Here is a 15,965-nt window from a genome sequence, read left to right as displayed (position 1 = left end):
GCAGCCAAAGTTGCTCGTTATACTTTTGAAGAAAGAAGATGCTAATAATTAAAAATCAATAAGGGGGCCGGTATATGTATGCATTTATCGCGAGGCAACCCATTTTTGACAGGGATATGAATACGGTTGCGTATGAGTTACTTTTCAGGGATGGAATGAATAATCGTTTTCCGGATGTATCTGCGGAGTATGCAACATCCAGGATGATTTCTGATCAGTTCTTATGTGTTCCGGCGGCCCGGATCGCCGGAACACATACCTCATTTATCAATTTCCCTTCCCAGATGGTGATTAATCACTGCGCCGAAGCGTTAGACAAAGACAGTGTTGTTATTGAAATCCTTGAAGATGCTGAGCCGGGAGAGGCGCTTCTTCAGGCAGTTAAAGCGATGAGTGCTCGTGGATATCGCTTTGCACTGGATGATTTCACCCTGGCTCCAGAATGGGACATCTTTTTACCGTATATTTCCATTCTGAAATTTGACGTAAGGAATAATACGCTTGAACAAATTAAAGATTATCTAAGTCAACGTGAAAACATGATGGGGGATATTAAGTATCTCGCTGAAAAAGTTGAGACTAAAGAGGAATTTAATAAGTACCGTGATGCAGGATTTTCTCTCTTTCAGGGATACTTTTTTTGCCGACCAGAGATAATAAAATACAGGCGATTATCACAAAATCAGCTGGCGATTTTTCGTTTGCAGATGGAAGTGGGACGCAATAAACCCGATTTTCGCATTATCGAGTCATTGATTAAAACCGATCTGACATTGTCCTACAAAATCATGCGTTATATGAAACATACTGCATTTAAACACACTGGCATCTATAACTTCAGCAAGTTAACGTTGAGTGAAGTGCTCATGTATCTCGGAGAGAATCAGCTTCGGCGCTTTGTTGCGGTCGTGGTGCTGGCTTCGGCAGGTAATGACAAAGTGAGCGAGCTTTATCCGCTGAGTATGATGCGAGGGAAATTCTGCGAGCTGATTGCCGGGAAGATGAATGAGCCGTCTCTGGCTGAGAACGCGTTCCTGTGTGGGCTGTTCTCTCTGCTTGATACTATCCTTGAGCTACCCATTGAAGAGCTGATGAAGCAAATTGCGGTTCCACAGAGCGTGAGTGAAGCGCTGTGTCAGCAGAAAGGACGGTTGGCTGATATCGTGACGCTGTGTCGCGATTATGAACAGCAACACTGGGATAAAACCGCTCAAATGTGTGCCGTGCTGGGGCTGACGGATGATGATGTTGTTGAGGCTATGCGTACAGCAACGATCTGGGCCGGAGAGAATACCGTCAACTAACCTGGCCTCACCCCTGGGGGGGGTGAGGCGCAAGGGAAGCGGATTAGCGGCCCGCTTTCAATTTCTGGTAATACTCTTCATAGATACGGCTTGCATCGCCAACATCATTTTGCCATTCACCGTTCTTGATGGTGTCGGCATCCGGATAGAGCGATTTGTCGTTTGCGACGTCCGGGCTTAGTAGCTTACGTGCGGCCAGATTCGGTGTTGGGTAGCCGATGGTTTCAGCCACCTGCTTAGCAATTTCCGGACGCAGCAGGAAGTTGATCAACTTCAGTGCACCCTCAACGTTTTTCGCATTTGCCGGAATAGAGAGGCTGTCCATCCAGAAAATCCCGCCTTCTTTCGGCCACACCACTTCCAGCGGTGTACCCGCCTGACGCGCGACGTATGCAGACCCGTTCCAGACCATACCCAGATTCACTTCGCCTTCCATGTAGGGGTTTGCCGGGTTATCGGAGTTAAAGGCTGCTACGTTTGGCATCAGTTTTTTCAGCTCGTTATACGCCGCTTCAATCTCTTTTAGGTCCGTTGTATTACCGGAATAACCGAGTTTGCGCAGCGCCATCTGGAACACTTCGCGGGCGTCATCGGTCAATAACAGGCTGCCTTTGTATTCTGGCTTCCACAGATCGGCCCACCGGGTGACGGTTTTCGGATCAATGACATCGCTGTTAATGCCAATGGCTGTCGCACCCCAGATGTAAGGAATGGAATAGTCGTTATTGGGATCAAACGGTTTGTTGAGCATCTCGGGATCGAGATTGTTGAAGTGGGTCAGCTTCGTTTTGTCGATCTTCTGAATCATGCCCTCTTTGCGCATCTTGTCGACGAAGTAGGTCGACGGGACGACCAGGTCGTAAGCGCCATCTTTGTAGGTTTTGAGCTTGGCGTACATGGTTTCATTCGACTCGTAAGTGGAATAGATAACCTTAATGCCCGTCTCTTTGGTGAACTGTTCCAGCAGACCTGGCGGCACATACTCGGTCCAGTTGTAGAAATAGAGTGTTTTACTGTCGTCCGCGTGTGCAGCACTCATACCCAGTGCGAGCGCGCCTGCCGCGAGCAGGTGGCGTGACCATTTTTTCATTTTAACGTCCCCTGAGAGTAGCCTGTTTTACCTGGCTTTTAGTTTTATCACGAGCAATAAGCTGGCTGGCGATGACCAGAACCAACGATAACACCAACAGAATTGTCGCCAGTGCGTTCACCTCGGGTGAGACACCGACTTTCACCATCGAATAGATTTTCAACGGTAGAATTTCATAACTCGGACCGGTGACGAAGGAAGAGACGACTACGTCATCCATTGACAGGGTAAAGCTCAGCAGCCACCCAGCGGCGACGGCAGGCATCGCCAGCGGCAGAATGATTTTTCGCAGGATCGTCATCTCGCTAGCACCGAGATCTTTTGCCGCTTCCAGCATGCGTACATCAAAACCTTTCAGACGTGAAAAGACGGTGACGACCACAAAAGGCAGGCAGAACGTGATATGGGAAAACAGCAGCGACCAGAACCCCAGTTGTACGCCCAGCAGCATAAACAGCACCAGAAGCGAAATCGCCATCACGATATCGGGCGACATCATCACCACAAATAACATCCCACTGACGAACGGTTTACCACGAAAACGGTAGCGATAGAGCGCCACAGCGGTTAACGAACCAATCAGAGTAGCAAAGGTTGCCGAGAAGATCGCCATCGTCAGCGAGTGTTGGGCTGCCTGTAACAGACTGTCATTGTTCATCAGCAGGCTGTACCAGCTCGTGGTAAAGCCTTGCCAGTTGATTCCGAACCGCGAGCTGTTGAACGAGTTCACAATCAGAATGATGATTGGAATATACAGGTAGGCGTAAATGGCGGTCATAAAACCGCCGCGAAGCAGTCGACCAATCATTCGAGTTCCACCTTCTTATTAAGCAGTCGCGAGGCGCGCCAGTACACCAGCAGCATCAGACCCATCACCAGGGTCAGCGTAATGCTGGTGGCGGAGCCGAATGGCCAGTCGCGAATATTCAGGAACTGACTCTTAATGACGTTGCCGATGAGCAAGTTTTTCGCCCCTCCCATCAGATCCGAGACGTAAAACAGCCCCATAGCGGGCAACATCACCAACAAGCAGCCTGCAATAATGCCTGGCATTGTCAGTGGAACGATGATGCGGATAAAGGTCTGTAGCTTGTTCGCGCCCAAATCTTTTGCGGCTTCCAGCAAGGGTTTATCGAGTTTTTCAATGCTGGAGTAGAGTGGCATCACCATAAACGGTAGCAGGATATAGACCAGACCAATAATCACTGCTCCCGGTGTGAACATGATGCGGATCGGCGTATCAATCACACCCAGCCACAGCAGAAACGCGTTCAGATAGCCTTTGGTGCTGAGGAATATTTTCAGACCATAAATGCGAATTAATGAGTTGGTCCAGAAGGGAACAATCAGTAAAAACAGCAACAGTGGGCGCACCTTTTGCGGCAGGCGCGCCAGGAACCACGCGAAAGGATAGCCCAGCACCAGACAGGCGACGGTCGCTATCAGCGCCATATTGAGTGAATGCAACAGCACGTCAAAATAGAGCGGATCGAGCAGGCGTGAGTAGTTATCCAGCGTAAAGACCAGCTTAACGAAGTTCGTATCATCGCGGGTCAGGAAGCTGGTGGCGATGATCATCAGGTTGGGGAGAAAAACAAACAACACAAGCCAACCGACGATCGTGGCAATCACCACATTCTGGAATTTACTTGTGTTCTTCATCAGCCAGTACAACCTCCCAGCTTTCTACCCAGTTGATAACCATTTTCTGATTGAGTGAGTGGTCAAAGTCGGGGTCGTCCTCATTGAAGAACTCGCTGACCATCACCATTTTGCCATTTTTCAGCTCAACCACGGATTCCAGAGTCATCCCTTTGTAGTTGCGCTCACGGATATAACCGATGAGTCCTTCGGCTTCGGCATGTTCGTGGATCTCATCTACGCGCAGGTCTTCAGGGCGCAGCAGGACGTTGAGTTTTTGTCCTGGTTCAACATCAAAGTTGACTGTGATATTACACTCGCGGCCTTCCACGTTCGCCCGCACCCGCTGATCGTCCAGACGTTCAATGACCGTGGCATCGAAGATGTTGATCTCGCCAATAAAGCTGGCGACAAACAGGTTTTTTGGCTCTTCGTAGATTTCACGTGGCGTACCATCCTGTTCGATTTTGCCATCGCGCATGACCACGATACGATCTGACATGGTGAGCGCCTCTTCCTGGTCGTGGGTCACGAAAACAAAGGTGATGCCAAGCTTGCGTTGCAGTGCCTTAAGCTCGTTTTGCATCTGCTTGCGCAGTTTGTAATCCAGGGCTGATAAAGATTCATCCAGCAGGAGCAGACGAGGTTTATTCACCACGGCGCGAGCGATGGCAACGCGCTGTTGTTGACCACCGGAAAGCTGATGAGGTTTACGCTGGGCAAACTCTTCGAGTTGTACCATCCGCAGGGCGTCGGTCACTCGCGGTGCGATATCACTGGCGGGCGTTTTTTGCATTCGCAGGCCAAATGCCACATTCTCGAAAACCGTCATATGCGGAAACAGGGCGTAACTCTGGAAGACGGTGTTAACGTGACGCTCTTCAGCGGGAACCTGAGTAATGTTATGATTTTCAAGATGGATTTGGCCATTGTCGACGCTTTCCAGCCCGGCGATAAGGCGCAGTACGGTCGTTTTGCCGCAGCCAGAAGGGCCGAGCAGCGTGAGAAACTCACCATCATTGATGGTCAAACTGAGATCCGAAATGACGGTTTTACCATCAAAACTTTTACGAATACGTTCCAGTTGCACCAGCGGTGACAAGGAACGGGATTGTGTATTCAATTTTGGCGCTGTCCCATATAGACGCTCCGGGTGGCATACCGAAGCGGGGTTTGTGTGTAACCACCTTGGTGACTCGTAATGAGGGCGGACATTCTACGGCAAACCCCCTCAATCGCCAATCCTTGTGACTGATTCATAAGCTACATTTATTAACGCATGACGACATAAACGAAAATATTCTCGTTTACGGGATAAAAGTGACCTGACGCAATATTTGCGTTTTGATGCTTACTGATAATGTTGTCACGAAAAGTGAGGGTGACTGCATGGATAAATTACTTGAGCGTTTTTTACAGTACGTTTCGCTGGATACCCAATCTAAACCGGGTGTCAGACAGGTTCCGAGCACCGAAGGGCAGTGGAAGTTATTAAACCTGCTCAAAGATCAACTGGAAGAGCTCGGTCTGGTCAATGTCACGCTAAGCGATAAAGGCACTGTGATGGGAACGCTGCCTGCCAATGTGAGCGGTACTATCCCGGCGATTGGTTTTATCTCCCACGTCGATACCTCACCGGACTTTAGCGGTAAACATGTTAACCCGCAGATTGTTGAAAACTATCGTGGCGGTGATATCGCGCTGGGCATTGGTGATGAAGTGCTGTCGCCGGTGATGTTCCCGGTGTTGCATCAGTTGCTGGGGCAGACGCTGATTACCACTGATGGTAAAACCCTGCTGGGGGCGGATGACAAAGCGGGCGTGGCCGAAATTATGACGGCTCTTGCGGTATTAAAAGGCAAGGATATTCCGCATGGCGACATCCGCGTCGCCTTTACACCGGACGAAGAGGTCGGTAAAGGCGCGAAACATTTTGACGTTGAAGCCTTTAACGCGAAGTGGGCCTACACCGTGGACGGCGGCGGCGTCGGAGAACTGGAGTTTGAAAACTTCAATGCGGCATCGATCACCATTAAAATCGTCGGCAACAACGTTCACCCAGGTTCCGCCAAAGGCGTGATGGTGAATGCGCTGTCACTGGCATCCCGTATTCATGCGGAAGTGCCGGCTGAAGAGAGCCCGGAGATGACGGAAGGGTATGAAGGTTTCTATCATCTGACCAGCATCAAAGGGACGGTGGATAGCGCCCAGATGCACTACATCGTCCGAGACTTTGACCGTAAAGCCTTTGAAGCGCGTAAGCGTAAAATGATGGAGATCGCCAAGAAGGTGGGCAAAGGTCTACACCCGGATTGCTATATTGAGCTGATCATTGAAGACAGCTATTACAATATGCGCGAGAAGGTGATGGAACATCCGCATATCCTCGACATTGCCCAGCAAGCGATGCGCGATTGCGATATCGAACCGCTTCTGAAACCGATTCGTGGTGGTACAGACGGCTCACAACTATCCTTTATGGGATTACCGTGTCCAAACCTGTTTACGGGTGGGTATAACTACCACGGCAAGCATGAGTTTGTGACGCTGGAAGGGATGGAAAAAGCGGTGAAGGTGATTGTGCGTATCGCAGAGTTGACAGCGAAACGATAATCAAGCGCCGCTGTTAGCGGTTGTAGGCCGGGTAAGGCGCTGCCTCTACCCGGCAAAATACACAACTTAGTCTTCGAAGAACCAGTATCCGCTGTTGACCAGTGCTGAAAGCATCGCGAGGAAGGAAGGATCCTCCTGCGCATCACCAAAGGTGTCAGCCGTTAACACCAAATGACTGGCGATAGCGTCCAGTGCCGGTCGGTGAGGAGAGTCGAGTTTTTCGCCATTGACGAACACCTCTTCCCCAATACGCAGTACGCGTAATCCACCCAGGCGCACCAGTTTATCACCCTGTTGCAGTGCATCGTAAATCTCGTCCGCCTGGTACGGCGGCTCTGGCGGAGCGACGTCCAGTTCGTGACGTGACTGGCTCACAAACTCGCCGAACCACTGTTTGAAATGTTCTGGCTCGTTAATCAAACCCAACATCATCTCGCGAAGCTTATCCAGTTCCTGCGGCAGAATATCGGCAGGGTGCTCACGCGCAGGCACATCCGGATCGCTATAGCGATAGCTGCCCAGTTCGCGTTGCAGAACGTAGTCTGCAAAACTGCTGATCATTTCACGGCCGCTTGGCGCGCGGAAGCCAACGGAATAGTTCAGCGAATTTTCCAGCGAGTAACCTTCGTGCGGGAAACCCGGTGGAATATAAAGAATATCGCCCGGCTCCAGTTCTTCATCGATGATCCCTTCAAAGGGATCGACCTGAAGCAGGTCCGGATGCGGACAATGTTGTTTCATCGGCACTTTTTCGCCCACGCGCCAGCGACGGCGTCCCGTACCCTGAATGATAAACACATCATATTGATCAAGATGCGGGCCGACACCACCGCCAGGCACGGAGAAGGAGATCATCAGATCGTCCATTCGCCAGTCGGGCAGGGCGCGGAAAGGGCGCATTAAGGCGGCAGTTGGCTCATGCCAGTGGTTGACGGCCTGAACCAGGAGAGACCAGTTGTTTTCACCCAGGTGATCATAGCTTTCGAATGGACCGTGGCTGACTTGCCACTTGCCGTCCTGGTGGCTGACGAGGCGACTGTCGACTTCGTTTTCCATTGCCAGTCCGGCCAGTTCATCGGGGGAGAGTGGGTCGACAAAATTGCTGATGCCACGTTTCAGAACGACCGGACGTTTCTGCCAGTAACGTTCAATAAATTCGGGCCAGTTAAGTGTTAATTGATAATCCATATTTTTTTATTCCGCAGGCTCTTACTGAAACGGATTATAACGGAAGCACAGAAGCCTGCGTGTGAGATTCTCGCATTTTTCACATCACGGGTTAACTGTCGCTGGATGTTGGCTGTTGACGGCCAAAAATCGCTTCCATTCGCGCGCCACCCAGCAAGCTGTCGCTGGTTTCAATTCTTCCATCGTACTGATCAACAATTTCGAGCGCGACGGAGAGTCCAACGCCCTGGCCCGGCCTCAGCGTATCTGCACGTTGACCACGGTCAAACACCACATCACGTTTGTTTTGCGGAATGCCAGGACCATCATCCTCGACAATAATATGCAGCTCATTTTCTGTCAGACGCGCGGAGACTTCGACAAATTCCAGGCAGTATTTGCAGGCGTTATCGAGCAGGTTTCCCATTACCTCCATGAAGTCGTTCTTCTCGCCAACAAAGCTGATTTCCGGCGAGATATCGAGGCTGATGTTTACCCCTTTGCGTTGATAGACTTTATTGAGTGCGGAGGTGAGGTTATCCAGTAATGGTGCAACCGGATGTAATTCACGGCTTAATAACGCGCTCCCGGAACGCATACTGGCACGGTGCAGGTAATAGCCAATTTGTTGCGAAATGCGGCTGATTTGCTCCAGCATCACGGGTTCAGCATCGTCGACGCTCAGTGTTGAACTGCGCATTGAACGTAACGTACTTTGCATCACGGCAAGTGGTGTTTTAAGACTGTGAGTGAGGTCAGTGAGCGTTGTTCGGTATTTATCATAGCGTTCACGTTCACTTTTCAGCAGGCGATTGAGGTTACGTACCAGGCTGGTCAGTTCGCGCGTGGTCTCCGGATTGAGCTTCTCACGATGATGCTCTTCCAGCTCGCGAACCTCTTTGGCCAGCGATTCAATCGGCCGCAGGCTCCACCATGCCGCAACCCAGAGCAACGGAATCACGAGAAGCAGGTTGGCTGCCAGAACGTAAACGAACCAACTCCAGACCATATAAGAACGTTTAAGCTCAACCGGGATTGTGTCGATCACCACAATGGTCAATTGCGGCATTCCCAGTGTGGCGGGATAGAGGTTAATGGCAACGGAGTGCGTCATCTCCGTTTCGTTGTCATCTGCCCGTATTTCATCAAGTTTCTGCTGCAGAGAGAGATCGTTACGGAGCAGCATGCTGGTCGCGTCCAGGTCGGCTTCTATTTCATGAAAACCGTTCGTTTTGAGCCACTCAGGGCGTATACGTTTTACCAGCCAGGGAACGTCGCGCTGTGCCCACAATAATTGCCCTTTTTCATTATAAATGAGGGCCATTGTCGGGCTTTGCTGGTTCAGGTTATCCGGCATTTCCACACTGATATGATTATTTTCCCACCTGGCAAGGGTATAAAACAGATTACTTTCGCCACGTAAGAGTCGAAAGGTTGTTTTATCAAAACTCACGCTATACCCAACCAGTGCCACCATGCCATAGGAGAGCGATAACACCAGTACAACGGCTGCGGTTGCCAGTAAAAAGCGAACCCGTAGAGAGAGGGGTAAAATGTGGCGCAGGATCCTTTTCATTTAGCGTAATTCGAACAGATAACCCTGACCACGCACGGTGGTGATCACATCCTGCGGGTGCTGCGCCTGGATTTTTTTGCGCAAACGTCCCATCAGCACATCAATGGTGTGGCTTTCACGCAGTTCAGCATCAGGGTAAAGCTGTAGCATCAATGAGTCTTTACTCACAACCTTACCTCTGTTGCGAATTAACGTTTCCATAATGGTGTATTCAAAGGCTGTCAACTTGATGACGTCATCATTAATGGAGAATTCGCGACGGGAGAGGTCCACCTGAAAAGGGGGGATAGAGATAATCTGTGAGGCCAGTCCGCTGTTGCGACGCAATAGTGCCTGCATGCGTGCAGCCACTTCTTCAATATGAAACGGCTTGGTGACGTAATCATCTGCACCCGCACTAAGGACTTCAACTTTATCCTGCCAGCCTTCGCGGGCGGTTAAAACCAGAACGGGCAGGGAGACATCATGGCTACGCCAGCGACGAATCAATGACAGACCGTCTTCATCAGGGAGCCCTAGATCGACAATGGCGATATCAGGCAAATGTTCATTGAGATAATAGTCGGCTTCTTTTGCGTCTTCGGCATCGTCCACCTGGTGTCCCATCTCCTGAAGCTGTACTTTCAGGTGATGGCGTAACAATGCATTATCCTCAACAACCAATACGCGCATCATCTCTTCTCCCTAAATTAATGGTATGAATAGTTTAACGCTGATTATGTTGTTGTGGGGATAAACATTTATTAAACCGAGGGAAAGCAGCCTCTTTTCCGGGCGGAAAAGAGGCTGAGGGGCATCACTTCAGTTCATCAACCATTGTGATAGCACGACCAATATAATTGGCTGGTGTCATGGCTTTCAGACGTGTTTTCTCGTCTTCAGGCAGTGCAAGGCCATCAATAAACTGCTTCATACCTTCGGCATCAACGCGTTTTCCGCGGGTCAGTTCTTTCAGTTTTTCGTACGGTTTTTCGATGCCATAACGACGCATTACCGTCTGGATAGGTTCAGCCAGTACTTCCCAGTTGTGATCCAGCTCATCCAGCAGACGATCGCGGTTCACTTCCAGTTTACTTACACCTTTCAGGGTGGATTGATAAGCGATCAGCGCATAGCCAATACCCACGCCCAGGTTACGCAAAACGGTGGAGTCTGTCAGGTCACGCTGCCAGCGTGAAACCGGGAGCTTGCTGGCCATATGTTGCAGGAGGGCGTTAGCCAGACCCAGGTTGCCTTCGGAGTTTTCGAAATCAATTGGGTTCACTTTATGCGGCATCGTTGAAGATCCGATTTCACCGGCGATCGTTTTCTGTTTGAAGTGATTCAGTGCAACATAACCCCAGATATCGCGATCGAAATCGATCAGGATGGTGTTGAAGCGGGCGATGCAATCAAACAGTTCAGCGATGTAGTCATGCGGCTCGATCTGCGTGGTGTACGGGTTCCACTGAATACCCAGAGAGGTCACAAACTCTTCGCTGAACTGATGCCAGTCCACTTCAGGATAGGCTGCAATATGAGCGTTATAGTTACCGACTGCACCGTTGATTTTACCCAGGATCTCAACCTGCGCCAGCTGGCGATACTGGCGCTCCATACGGTACGCAACGTTCGCCATCTCTTTACCCATGGTGGATGGCGTGGCTGGTTGACCGTGAGTACGGGAAAGCAGTGGAATATCGCGATACTGAACGGACAGGTCTTTTACGGCATCAATAATTTTGCGCCAATAAGGCAGCACCACATCCTGACGCGCGGTGGAAAGCATCAACGCGTGGGAGAGGTTGTTAATATCTTCTGATGTGCAGCCGAAGTGGATAAACTCAGAAACAGCATGCAGCGCCGGAACACTTGCCACTTTTTCTTTCAGGAAGTATTCAACCGCTTTCACGTCATGGTTAGTGGTGCGTTCAATGGTTTTAATGCATGCAGCATCTTCTTCGTTGAACTCGGCAACGATTTTATCAAGGTAATCGTTTGCCTGGCTGTCAAAAGCAGGAACTTCCTTGATTGCTGCCTGAGTGGCCAGCTTTTGCAGCCAGCGCACTTCAACCTGTACACGGAACTTCAGCAAACCATATTCGCTGAAGATCTCGCGCAGCGCGCTGACTTTATCGCCGTAGCGTCCGTCGACAGGGGAAACGGCGGTCAGTGAGGATAATTCCATAATTCGCAACTCCGGGAGGTTAACAATGAGCAAGAATTTGTTTTGCCTGAGTGGTCAGGCGATTACGAGAAAACATTAACTGCAGGCGGCCACCGCCAACCTGATGCCACAGTACGGCTGCACGAATACCTGCCAGCAGCGAGGCACGAACCTTCGCCTGCACCTGTGGGCTTTGCAGCACAGCAGGGGAGCCAGTAACCTGAATGCGTGGCCCCAGTGGGCTGATGACGTCGACATAAATGCCAGCCATTGCGCTGAGCAGCGTTTCTGATTGCAGATCAAAATGGTCAAGCTGACGCTGCAAGCCGGCAATACGGTTACCGAGGGTATCGAGCGCCCCTTTTGCAGCCGTCAGCTTACGTTCCAGTACCATCAAACTCAGGGTGTAGCGAGTGAGTTCCGCATTCAAACCCTGACGATTGCTGGCGTTAAGTACACCGAGCAGAGTTTCAAGACCGAGGCGAAGATTCGTTTCACTTCCACCGAAGACACCCAGCGTGGAGCCAGGGTTAAGATCGATAACGCTGTTAAGTGAAACGTGCAGCGCGTCAGCATCGCAATGACCCTGATGCGCCAGCTGTTGCACCAGACGGGCTGACTGGCAAATTCCCGCCAGCGCCAGGGTGATGTCATAATAATTCTTCGCCACACGTTCTCCTTTATGTGTGCAATCGTGTTAGGCAGCAGTCAGTGGCAGACGCTGTTCAATGATCCCGCCGCCCAGGCAAATTTCACCGTGATAGAAGACGGCTGACTGGCCTGGGGTGACAGCAGCAACAGGCTCATCGAAATGGACTTCAATACGGTCATCGTCAAGCGCCGTGACAGTACAAGGAATATCCGTCTGACGATAGCGTGTTTTTACCGTACAACGCAGCGTACCTTTAACCGGTTCACGATCAACCCAATGCAGTTGCTGGGCGATCAGACCCACCGACATCAGTCGTGGATGGTCGTGTCCCTGAGCAACGATCAGAATGTTGTTTTCAACATCTTTGTCGACGACATACCACGGATCTTCGCTGCCTTCTTTCGTACCACCAATACCCAGACCTTTACGCTGGCCGAGAGTGTGGTACATCAGACCCTGATGTTGACCAATTTCGTCACCGTCAACGGTCACTATTTTCCCCGGCTGCGCTGGCAGGTAGCGACCCAGGAATTCACGGAATTTGCGTTCACCGATAAAACAGATACCGGTGGAGTCTTTTTTCTTCGCGGTGATCAGATCCAGCTCTTCCGCGATTTTGCGCACTTCAGGTTTTTCCAGTTCACCAACCGGGAACAGGCTTTGTGCGATCTGCTCATGGCTCAGTGTGTACAGGAAGTAGCTTTGATCTTTGTTGCCATCCAGACCACGCAGCAGCTGGCTTTTGCCATTCACATCTGCACGACGAACATAGTGGCCGGTTGCAATATAATCAGCGCCCAGGTCTTCCGCGGCAAATTCAAGGAAGGCTTTAAATTTGATCTCTTTGTTGCACAGAATATCCGGGTTTGGGGTTCGGCCCGCTTTGTACTCTTCAAGGAAAAGCTCGAATACGTTGTCCCAGTATTCTGCAGCAAAGTTAACGGTGTGCAGTTCGATACCGAGTTTATCGCATACGGCCTGCGCATCGGCGAGATCGGCTGCGGCAGTGCAGTATTCCTCGCCATCGTCTTCCTCCCAGTTCTTCATGAACAGGCCTTCTACCTTATAGCCCTGCTGTTGCAGCAGGTAGGCGGAAACGGAGGAATCGACACCGCCGGACATGCCGACGATTACTTTTTTCTGGCTGTTATCTGACATGGAATACTCACGACATTGAACTTCAAGGCGGCGTATTCTATCACGCGCCCCCACCATTGACACCCTCTGTAAACGGCCAGTTAAATTCTCCGATAACATCAAGCGGTAAGCGCCCCGTTGAGTGCCAGCAGCGGATACTTTCGGCAACCAACGGAGAACGCAGGTTTGGTGCATTCAGGATCTCATCAGCAGTCAGCCACAGGCAGCGATCGATATCGTCATCATGTGGTTCAGTGGCGCACGTTTCGCTAAGTTCGATGGCAAATAAAAAGCGCAAAAACGGGGTGCGGTCAGGCGCGATCCATTGATGTAAACGAATGAAGTGCTGCGGTACGGCATGGATGCCCGTCTCTTCCCACAGTTCACGCGTTGCGGCCTGCACCAGTGTTTCATTCTCTTCAAGATGTCCGGCCGGTTGATTCCACAACGCTTTACCGTTGATGGTCTCTTCCACTACCAGAAATTTACCCTGCGCGTGAACGACGCAGGCAACCGTCACATGAGGTTTGAACATTATTTCTCCTTTAAGGGGCAACGTCTCGCCATTCACCGTTTGCCAGTGAATCCAGGGTGTAACTGCCCATGCTGTAGCGGATAAGTCGCAGGGTAGGGAATCCTACATGCGCGGTCATCCGGCGAACCTGGCGGTTACGACCTTCGTAAAGGGTGATTTTTAGCCAGGCGGTTGGAATAGATTTACGTTCACGAATAGGGGGATTGCGCGGCCATAACCAGTCCGGTTCACCTACTCTTTCAATGCCTGCCGGCAAGGTTGGACCATCATTGAGCGTTACGCCTTTGCGCAAGGCTTCAAGTGTCTCTTCATCCGGTTCGCCTTCAACTTGCACGAAGTAAACCTTACCTGTCCGTTTGCCCGGTTGGGTGAGTTTTGCCTGTAACGCCCCATCGTTGGTTAATACCAGCAAGCCCTCGCTATCCCGATCCAGGCGGCCTGCAGCGTACACGCCTTGTACAGGAATGTAATCTTTAAGGGTGCTACGCCCGGCTTCATCCGTAAATTGTGGCAAAACATCGTAGGGTTTATTGAACAAAATGACCCGCTTTGGCTGGTTTTCTGGCGCTCTTCTGGTGGCTTGTCGTGAGCTGAATCGCTCAACCCGGTGATTTCTAAAAGAAGTTTTCTTCATGGTATTTTCAGACTTTATCAATTGCCGCATTATAGCCTAATAACGAAGACCTTTCATGGCGCCGGACATTCGGGTACTATCGGGAGGCTCATTACAAATTATTAACATAAGATCAGTAACAACCAGAAGCGCTCGAAGGAGAGGTTAATGGAAAGCAAAGTAGTTGTTCCGGCGGAAGGTAAAAAGATCACCCTGCAAAATGGCAAAATTAACGTTCCTCACAATCCGATTATTCCGTTCATTGAAGGTGATGGTATCGGTGTAGACGTTACTCCAGCAATGCTGAAAGTGGTTGATGCCGCTGTTGAGAAAGCCTACAAAGGCGAGCGTAAAATTTCCTGGATGGAAATTTACACCGGTGAAAAATCGACCCAAGTTTATGGCCAGGATGTCTGGCTGCCAGCGGAAACGCTGGACCTGATCCGCGACTACCGTGTTGCCATCAAAGGCCCACTGACGACCCCTGTTGGCGGCGGTATCCGTTCCCTGAACGTTGCTCTGCGTCAGGAGCTTGACCTGTACGTGTGTCTGCGTCCGGTTCGTTACTACCAGGGCACGCCAAGCCCGGTTAAACGTCCAGAGCTGACCGACATGGTGATCTTCCGTGAAAACTCTGAAGACATCTATGCAGGTATCGAGTGGAAAGCGGACTCTGCTGATGCAGAAAAAGTGATTAAATTCCTGCGTGAAGAGATGGGCGTGAAGAAAATTCGCTTCCCGGAACATTGCGGTATCGGCATCAAGCCGTGCTCTGAAGACGGAACCAAACGTCTGGTGCGTGCAGCGATTGAATATGCTATCACCAACGATCGTGATTCTGTGACGCTGGTTCACAAAGGCAACATCATGAAGTTCACCGAAGGCGCGTTCAAAGACTGGGGCTACCAGTTGGCGACCGAAGAGTTCGGTGGTGAACTGATCGATGGCGGACCATGGCAGAAGATCAAGAACCCGAACACGGGCAAAGAGATTATTATTAAAGACGTGATCGCCGATGCGTTCCTGCAGCAGATCTTGCTGCGTCCTGCTGAATACGACGTGATCGCCTGTATGAACCTGAACGGTGACTACATCTCCGATGCGCTGGCTGCCCAGGTTGGTGGTATCGGTATCGCCCCAGGCGCGAATATCGGTGACGAATGCGCTCTGTTTGAAGCAACCCACGGTACTGCGCCGAAGTATGCCGGCCAGGACAAAGTGAACCCAGGTTCTATTATCCTGTCTGCAGAAATGATGCTGCGTCATATGGAATGGTTCGAAGCGGCCGACCTGATCGTGAAAGGTATGGAAGGCGCAATCAACGCGAAAACCGTAACTTATGACTTCGAACGTCTGATGGAAGGCGCTAAGCTGCTGAAATGTTCAGAGTTTGGCGACGCGATTATCGCGAACATGTAATCCAGACTCTGGGTTAAACAAGAACGGGAGCCGATGGGTTCCCGTTTTTATTGTTAGTTTTCGAACGGTTAT

General features: G+C 50.7%; 15 protein-coding genes. 3 read left to right on the top strand and 12 right to left on the bottom strand.

From position 1 onward, the window contains the following. The first annotated feature begins 74 nt into the window (after positions 1–74). The gene (locus tag GF617_RS10905; protein ID WP_203451666.1) at positions 75–1,304 is read left to right on the top strand and encodes an EAL and HDOD domain-containing protein; all 1,230 of its coding nucleotides are present in this window, start codon (positions 75–77) and stop codon (positions 1,302–1,304) included. Positions 1,305–1,347: 43 nt separating this feature from the next. Here the strand turns inward: GF617_RS10905 and potD are convergent, their stop codons facing one another. Genes potD through potA form a run of 4 tightly spaced genes read right to left on the bottom strand, consistent with a single transcriptional unit; the run spans position 1,348 to position 5,158 of the window. Next, positions 1,348–2,394, bottom strand: coding sequence for a spermidine/putrescine ABC transporter substrate-binding protein PotD (potD, locus tag GF617_RS10900; protein ID WP_203451665.1), 1,047 nt, complete (start codon positions 2,392–2,394; stop codon positions 1,348–1,350). 1 nt (position 2,395) lies between these two features. Next, positions 2,396–3,202: a spermidine/putrescine ABC transporter permease PotC gene (gene potC / locus GF617_RS10895; RefSeq protein ID WP_181623099.1), complete on the bottom strand. Its 807-nt coding sequence runs from the start codon at positions 3,200–3,202 to the stop codon at positions 2,396–2,398. Further along, complete coding sequence (potB, locus tag GF617_RS10890) at positions 3,199–4,056, bottom strand: spermidine/putrescine ABC transporter permease PotB (RefSeq protein ID WP_181623100.1); 858 nt, start codon at positions 4,054–4,056, stop codon at positions 3,199–3,201. The genes potC and potB overlap by 4 nt, the downstream gene beginning before the upstream one ends. After that, positions 4,040–5,158 (bottom strand): spermidine/putrescine ABC transporter ATP-binding protein PotA, encoded by a 1,119-nt coding sequence (gene potA / locus GF617_RS10885; protein ID WP_181623101.1) that lies wholly within the window; start codon positions 5,156–5,158, stop codon positions 4,040–4,042. The genes potB and potA overlap by 17 nt, the downstream gene beginning before the upstream one ends. Before the next feature lie 266 nt (positions 5,159–5,424). On the opposite strand from potA, the gene pepT reads away from it, so the two are divergent. Next, positions 5,425–6,648, top strand: coding sequence for a peptidase T (gene pepT / locus GF617_RS10880; protein ID WP_181623102.1), 1,224 nt, complete (start codon positions 5,425–5,427; stop codon positions 6,646–6,648). Positions 6,649–6,714: 66 nt separating this feature from the next. Here the strand turns inward: pepT and GF617_RS10875 are convergent, their stop codons facing one another. The 8 genes from GF617_RS10875 to rluE form a co-directional block, all read right to left on the bottom strand. Beyond that, the gene (locus GF617_RS10875) at positions 6,715–7,836 is read right to left on the bottom strand and encodes a cupin domain-containing protein (RefSeq protein WP_203451664.1); all 1,122 of its coding nucleotides are present in this window, start codon (positions 7,834–7,836) and stop codon (positions 6,715–6,717) included. 91 nt (positions 7,837–7,927) lie between these two features. Further along, a complete protein-coding gene (gene phoQ, locus GF617_RS10870; protein WP_181623104.1) occupies positions 7,928–9,391 on the bottom strand; it encodes a two-component system sensor histidine kinase PhoQ in 1,464 nt (487 codons plus the stop codon). After that, positions 9,392–10,063: a two-component system response regulator PhoP gene (gene phoP / locus GF617_RS10865; protein ID WP_181623728.1), complete on the bottom strand. Its 672-nt coding sequence runs from the start codon at positions 10,061–10,063 to the stop codon at positions 9,392–9,394. A 124-nt stretch (positions 10,064–10,187) separates the two neighbouring features. Continuing rightward, on the bottom strand, positions 10,188–11,558 hold the full coding sequence (gene purB / locus GF617_RS10860) for an adenylosuccinate lyase (RefSeq protein ID WP_203451663.1): 1,371 nt from the start codon (positions 11,556–11,558) through the stop codon (positions 10,188–10,190). A 19-nt stretch (positions 11,559–11,577) separates the two neighbouring features. Then, positions 11,578–12,207: a high frequency lysogenization protein HflD gene (gene hflD, locus GF617_RS10855; RefSeq protein ID WP_181623106.1), complete on the bottom strand. Its 630-nt coding sequence runs from the start codon at positions 12,205–12,207 to the stop codon at positions 11,578–11,580. A 27-nt stretch (positions 12,208–12,234) separates the two neighbouring features. Then, complete coding sequence (mnmA, locus tag GF617_RS10850; protein ID WP_181623107.1) at positions 12,235–13,347, bottom strand: tRNA 2-thiouridine(34) synthase MnmA; 1,113 nt, start codon at positions 13,345–13,347, stop codon at positions 12,235–12,237. A gap of 40 nt (positions 13,348–13,387) precedes the next feature. After that, on the bottom strand, positions 13,388–13,861 hold the full coding sequence (locus GF617_RS10845) for an NUDIX hydrolase (protein WP_203451662.1): 474 nt from the start codon (positions 13,859–13,861) through the stop codon (positions 13,388–13,390). A 10-nt stretch (positions 13,862–13,871) separates the two neighbouring features. Beyond that, positions 13,872–14,525, bottom strand: a complete 654-nt coding sequence (gene rluE / locus GF617_RS10840) for a 23S rRNA pseudouridine(2457) synthase RluE (protein ID WP_203451661.1) — start codon at positions 14,523–14,525, stop codon at positions 13,872–13,874. A gap of 117 nt (positions 14,526–14,642) precedes the next feature. Between rluE and icd the strand changes: the two genes are divergently transcribed. Further along, positions 14,643–15,893 (top strand): NADP-dependent isocitrate dehydrogenase, encoded by a 1,251-nt coding sequence (gene icd / locus GF617_RS10835; RefSeq protein WP_181623110.1) that lies wholly within the window; start codon positions 14,643–14,645, stop codon positions 15,891–15,893. Positions 15,894–15,965: the final 72 nt, after the last annotated feature.

Source organism: Lelliottia sp. RWM.1, from assembly GCF_016859735.1.
Classification (GTDB): Bacteria; Pseudomonadota; Gammaproteobacteria; order Enterobacterales; family Enterobacteriaceae; genus Enterobacter.
Note: the sequence above shows the minus strand (reverse complement) of the source record. Positions and strands in the feature narration are given on the sequence as shown.

What these genes read in the sequence shown, in the direction of transcription:
- GF617_RS10905 (WP_203451666.1), top strand. Translation starts at nt 75, where the DNA reads ATGTATGCATTTATCGCGAGGCAACCCATTTTTGACAGGGATATGAAT.
- potD (WP_203451665.1), bottom strand. Translation starts at nt 2,394, where the DNA reads ATGAAAAAATGGTCACGCCACCTGCTCGCGGCAGGCGCGCTCGCACTG.
- potC (WP_181623099.1), bottom strand. Translation starts at nt 3,202, where the DNA reads ATGATTGGTCGACTGCTTCGCGGCGGTTTTATGACCGCCATTTACGCC.
- potB (WP_181623100.1), bottom strand. Translation starts at nt 4,056, where the DNA reads ATGAAGAACACAAGTAAATTCCAGAATGTGGTGATTGCCACGATCGTC.
- pepT (WP_181623102.1), top strand. Translation starts at nt 5,425, where the DNA reads ATGGATAAATTACTTGAGCGTTTTTTACAGTACGTTTCGCTGGATACC.
- GF617_RS10875 (WP_203451664.1), bottom strand. Translation starts at nt 7,836, where the DNA reads ATGGATTATCAATTAACACTTAACTGGCCCGAATTTATTGAACGTTAC.
- phoQ (WP_181623104.1), bottom strand. Translation starts at nt 9,391, where the DNA reads ATGAAAAGGATCCTGCGCCACATTTTACCCCTCTCTCTACGGGTTCGC.
- phoP (WP_181623728.1), bottom strand. Translation starts at nt 10,063, where the DNA reads ATGCGCGTATTGGTTGTTGAGGATAATGCATTGTTACGCCATCACCTG.
- purB (WP_203451663.1), bottom strand. Translation starts at nt 11,558, where the DNA reads ATGGAATTATCCTCACTGACCGCCGTTTCCCCTGTCGACGGACGCTAC.
- mnmA (WP_181623107.1), bottom strand. Translation starts at nt 13,347, where the DNA reads ATGTCAGATAACAGCCAGAAAAAAGTAATCGTCGGCATGTCCGGCGGT.
- GF617_RS10845 (WP_203451662.1), bottom strand. Translation starts at nt 13,861, where the DNA reads ATGTTCAAACCTCATGTGACGGTTGCCTGCGTCGTTCACGCGCAGGGT.
- rluE (WP_203451661.1), bottom strand. Translation starts at nt 14,525, where the DNA reads ATGCGGCAATTGATAAAGTCTGAAAATACCATGAAGAAAACTTCTTTT.
- icd (WP_181623110.1), top strand. Translation starts at nt 14,643, where the DNA reads ATGGAAAGCAAAGTAGTTGTTCCGGCGGAAGGTAAAAAGATCACCCTG.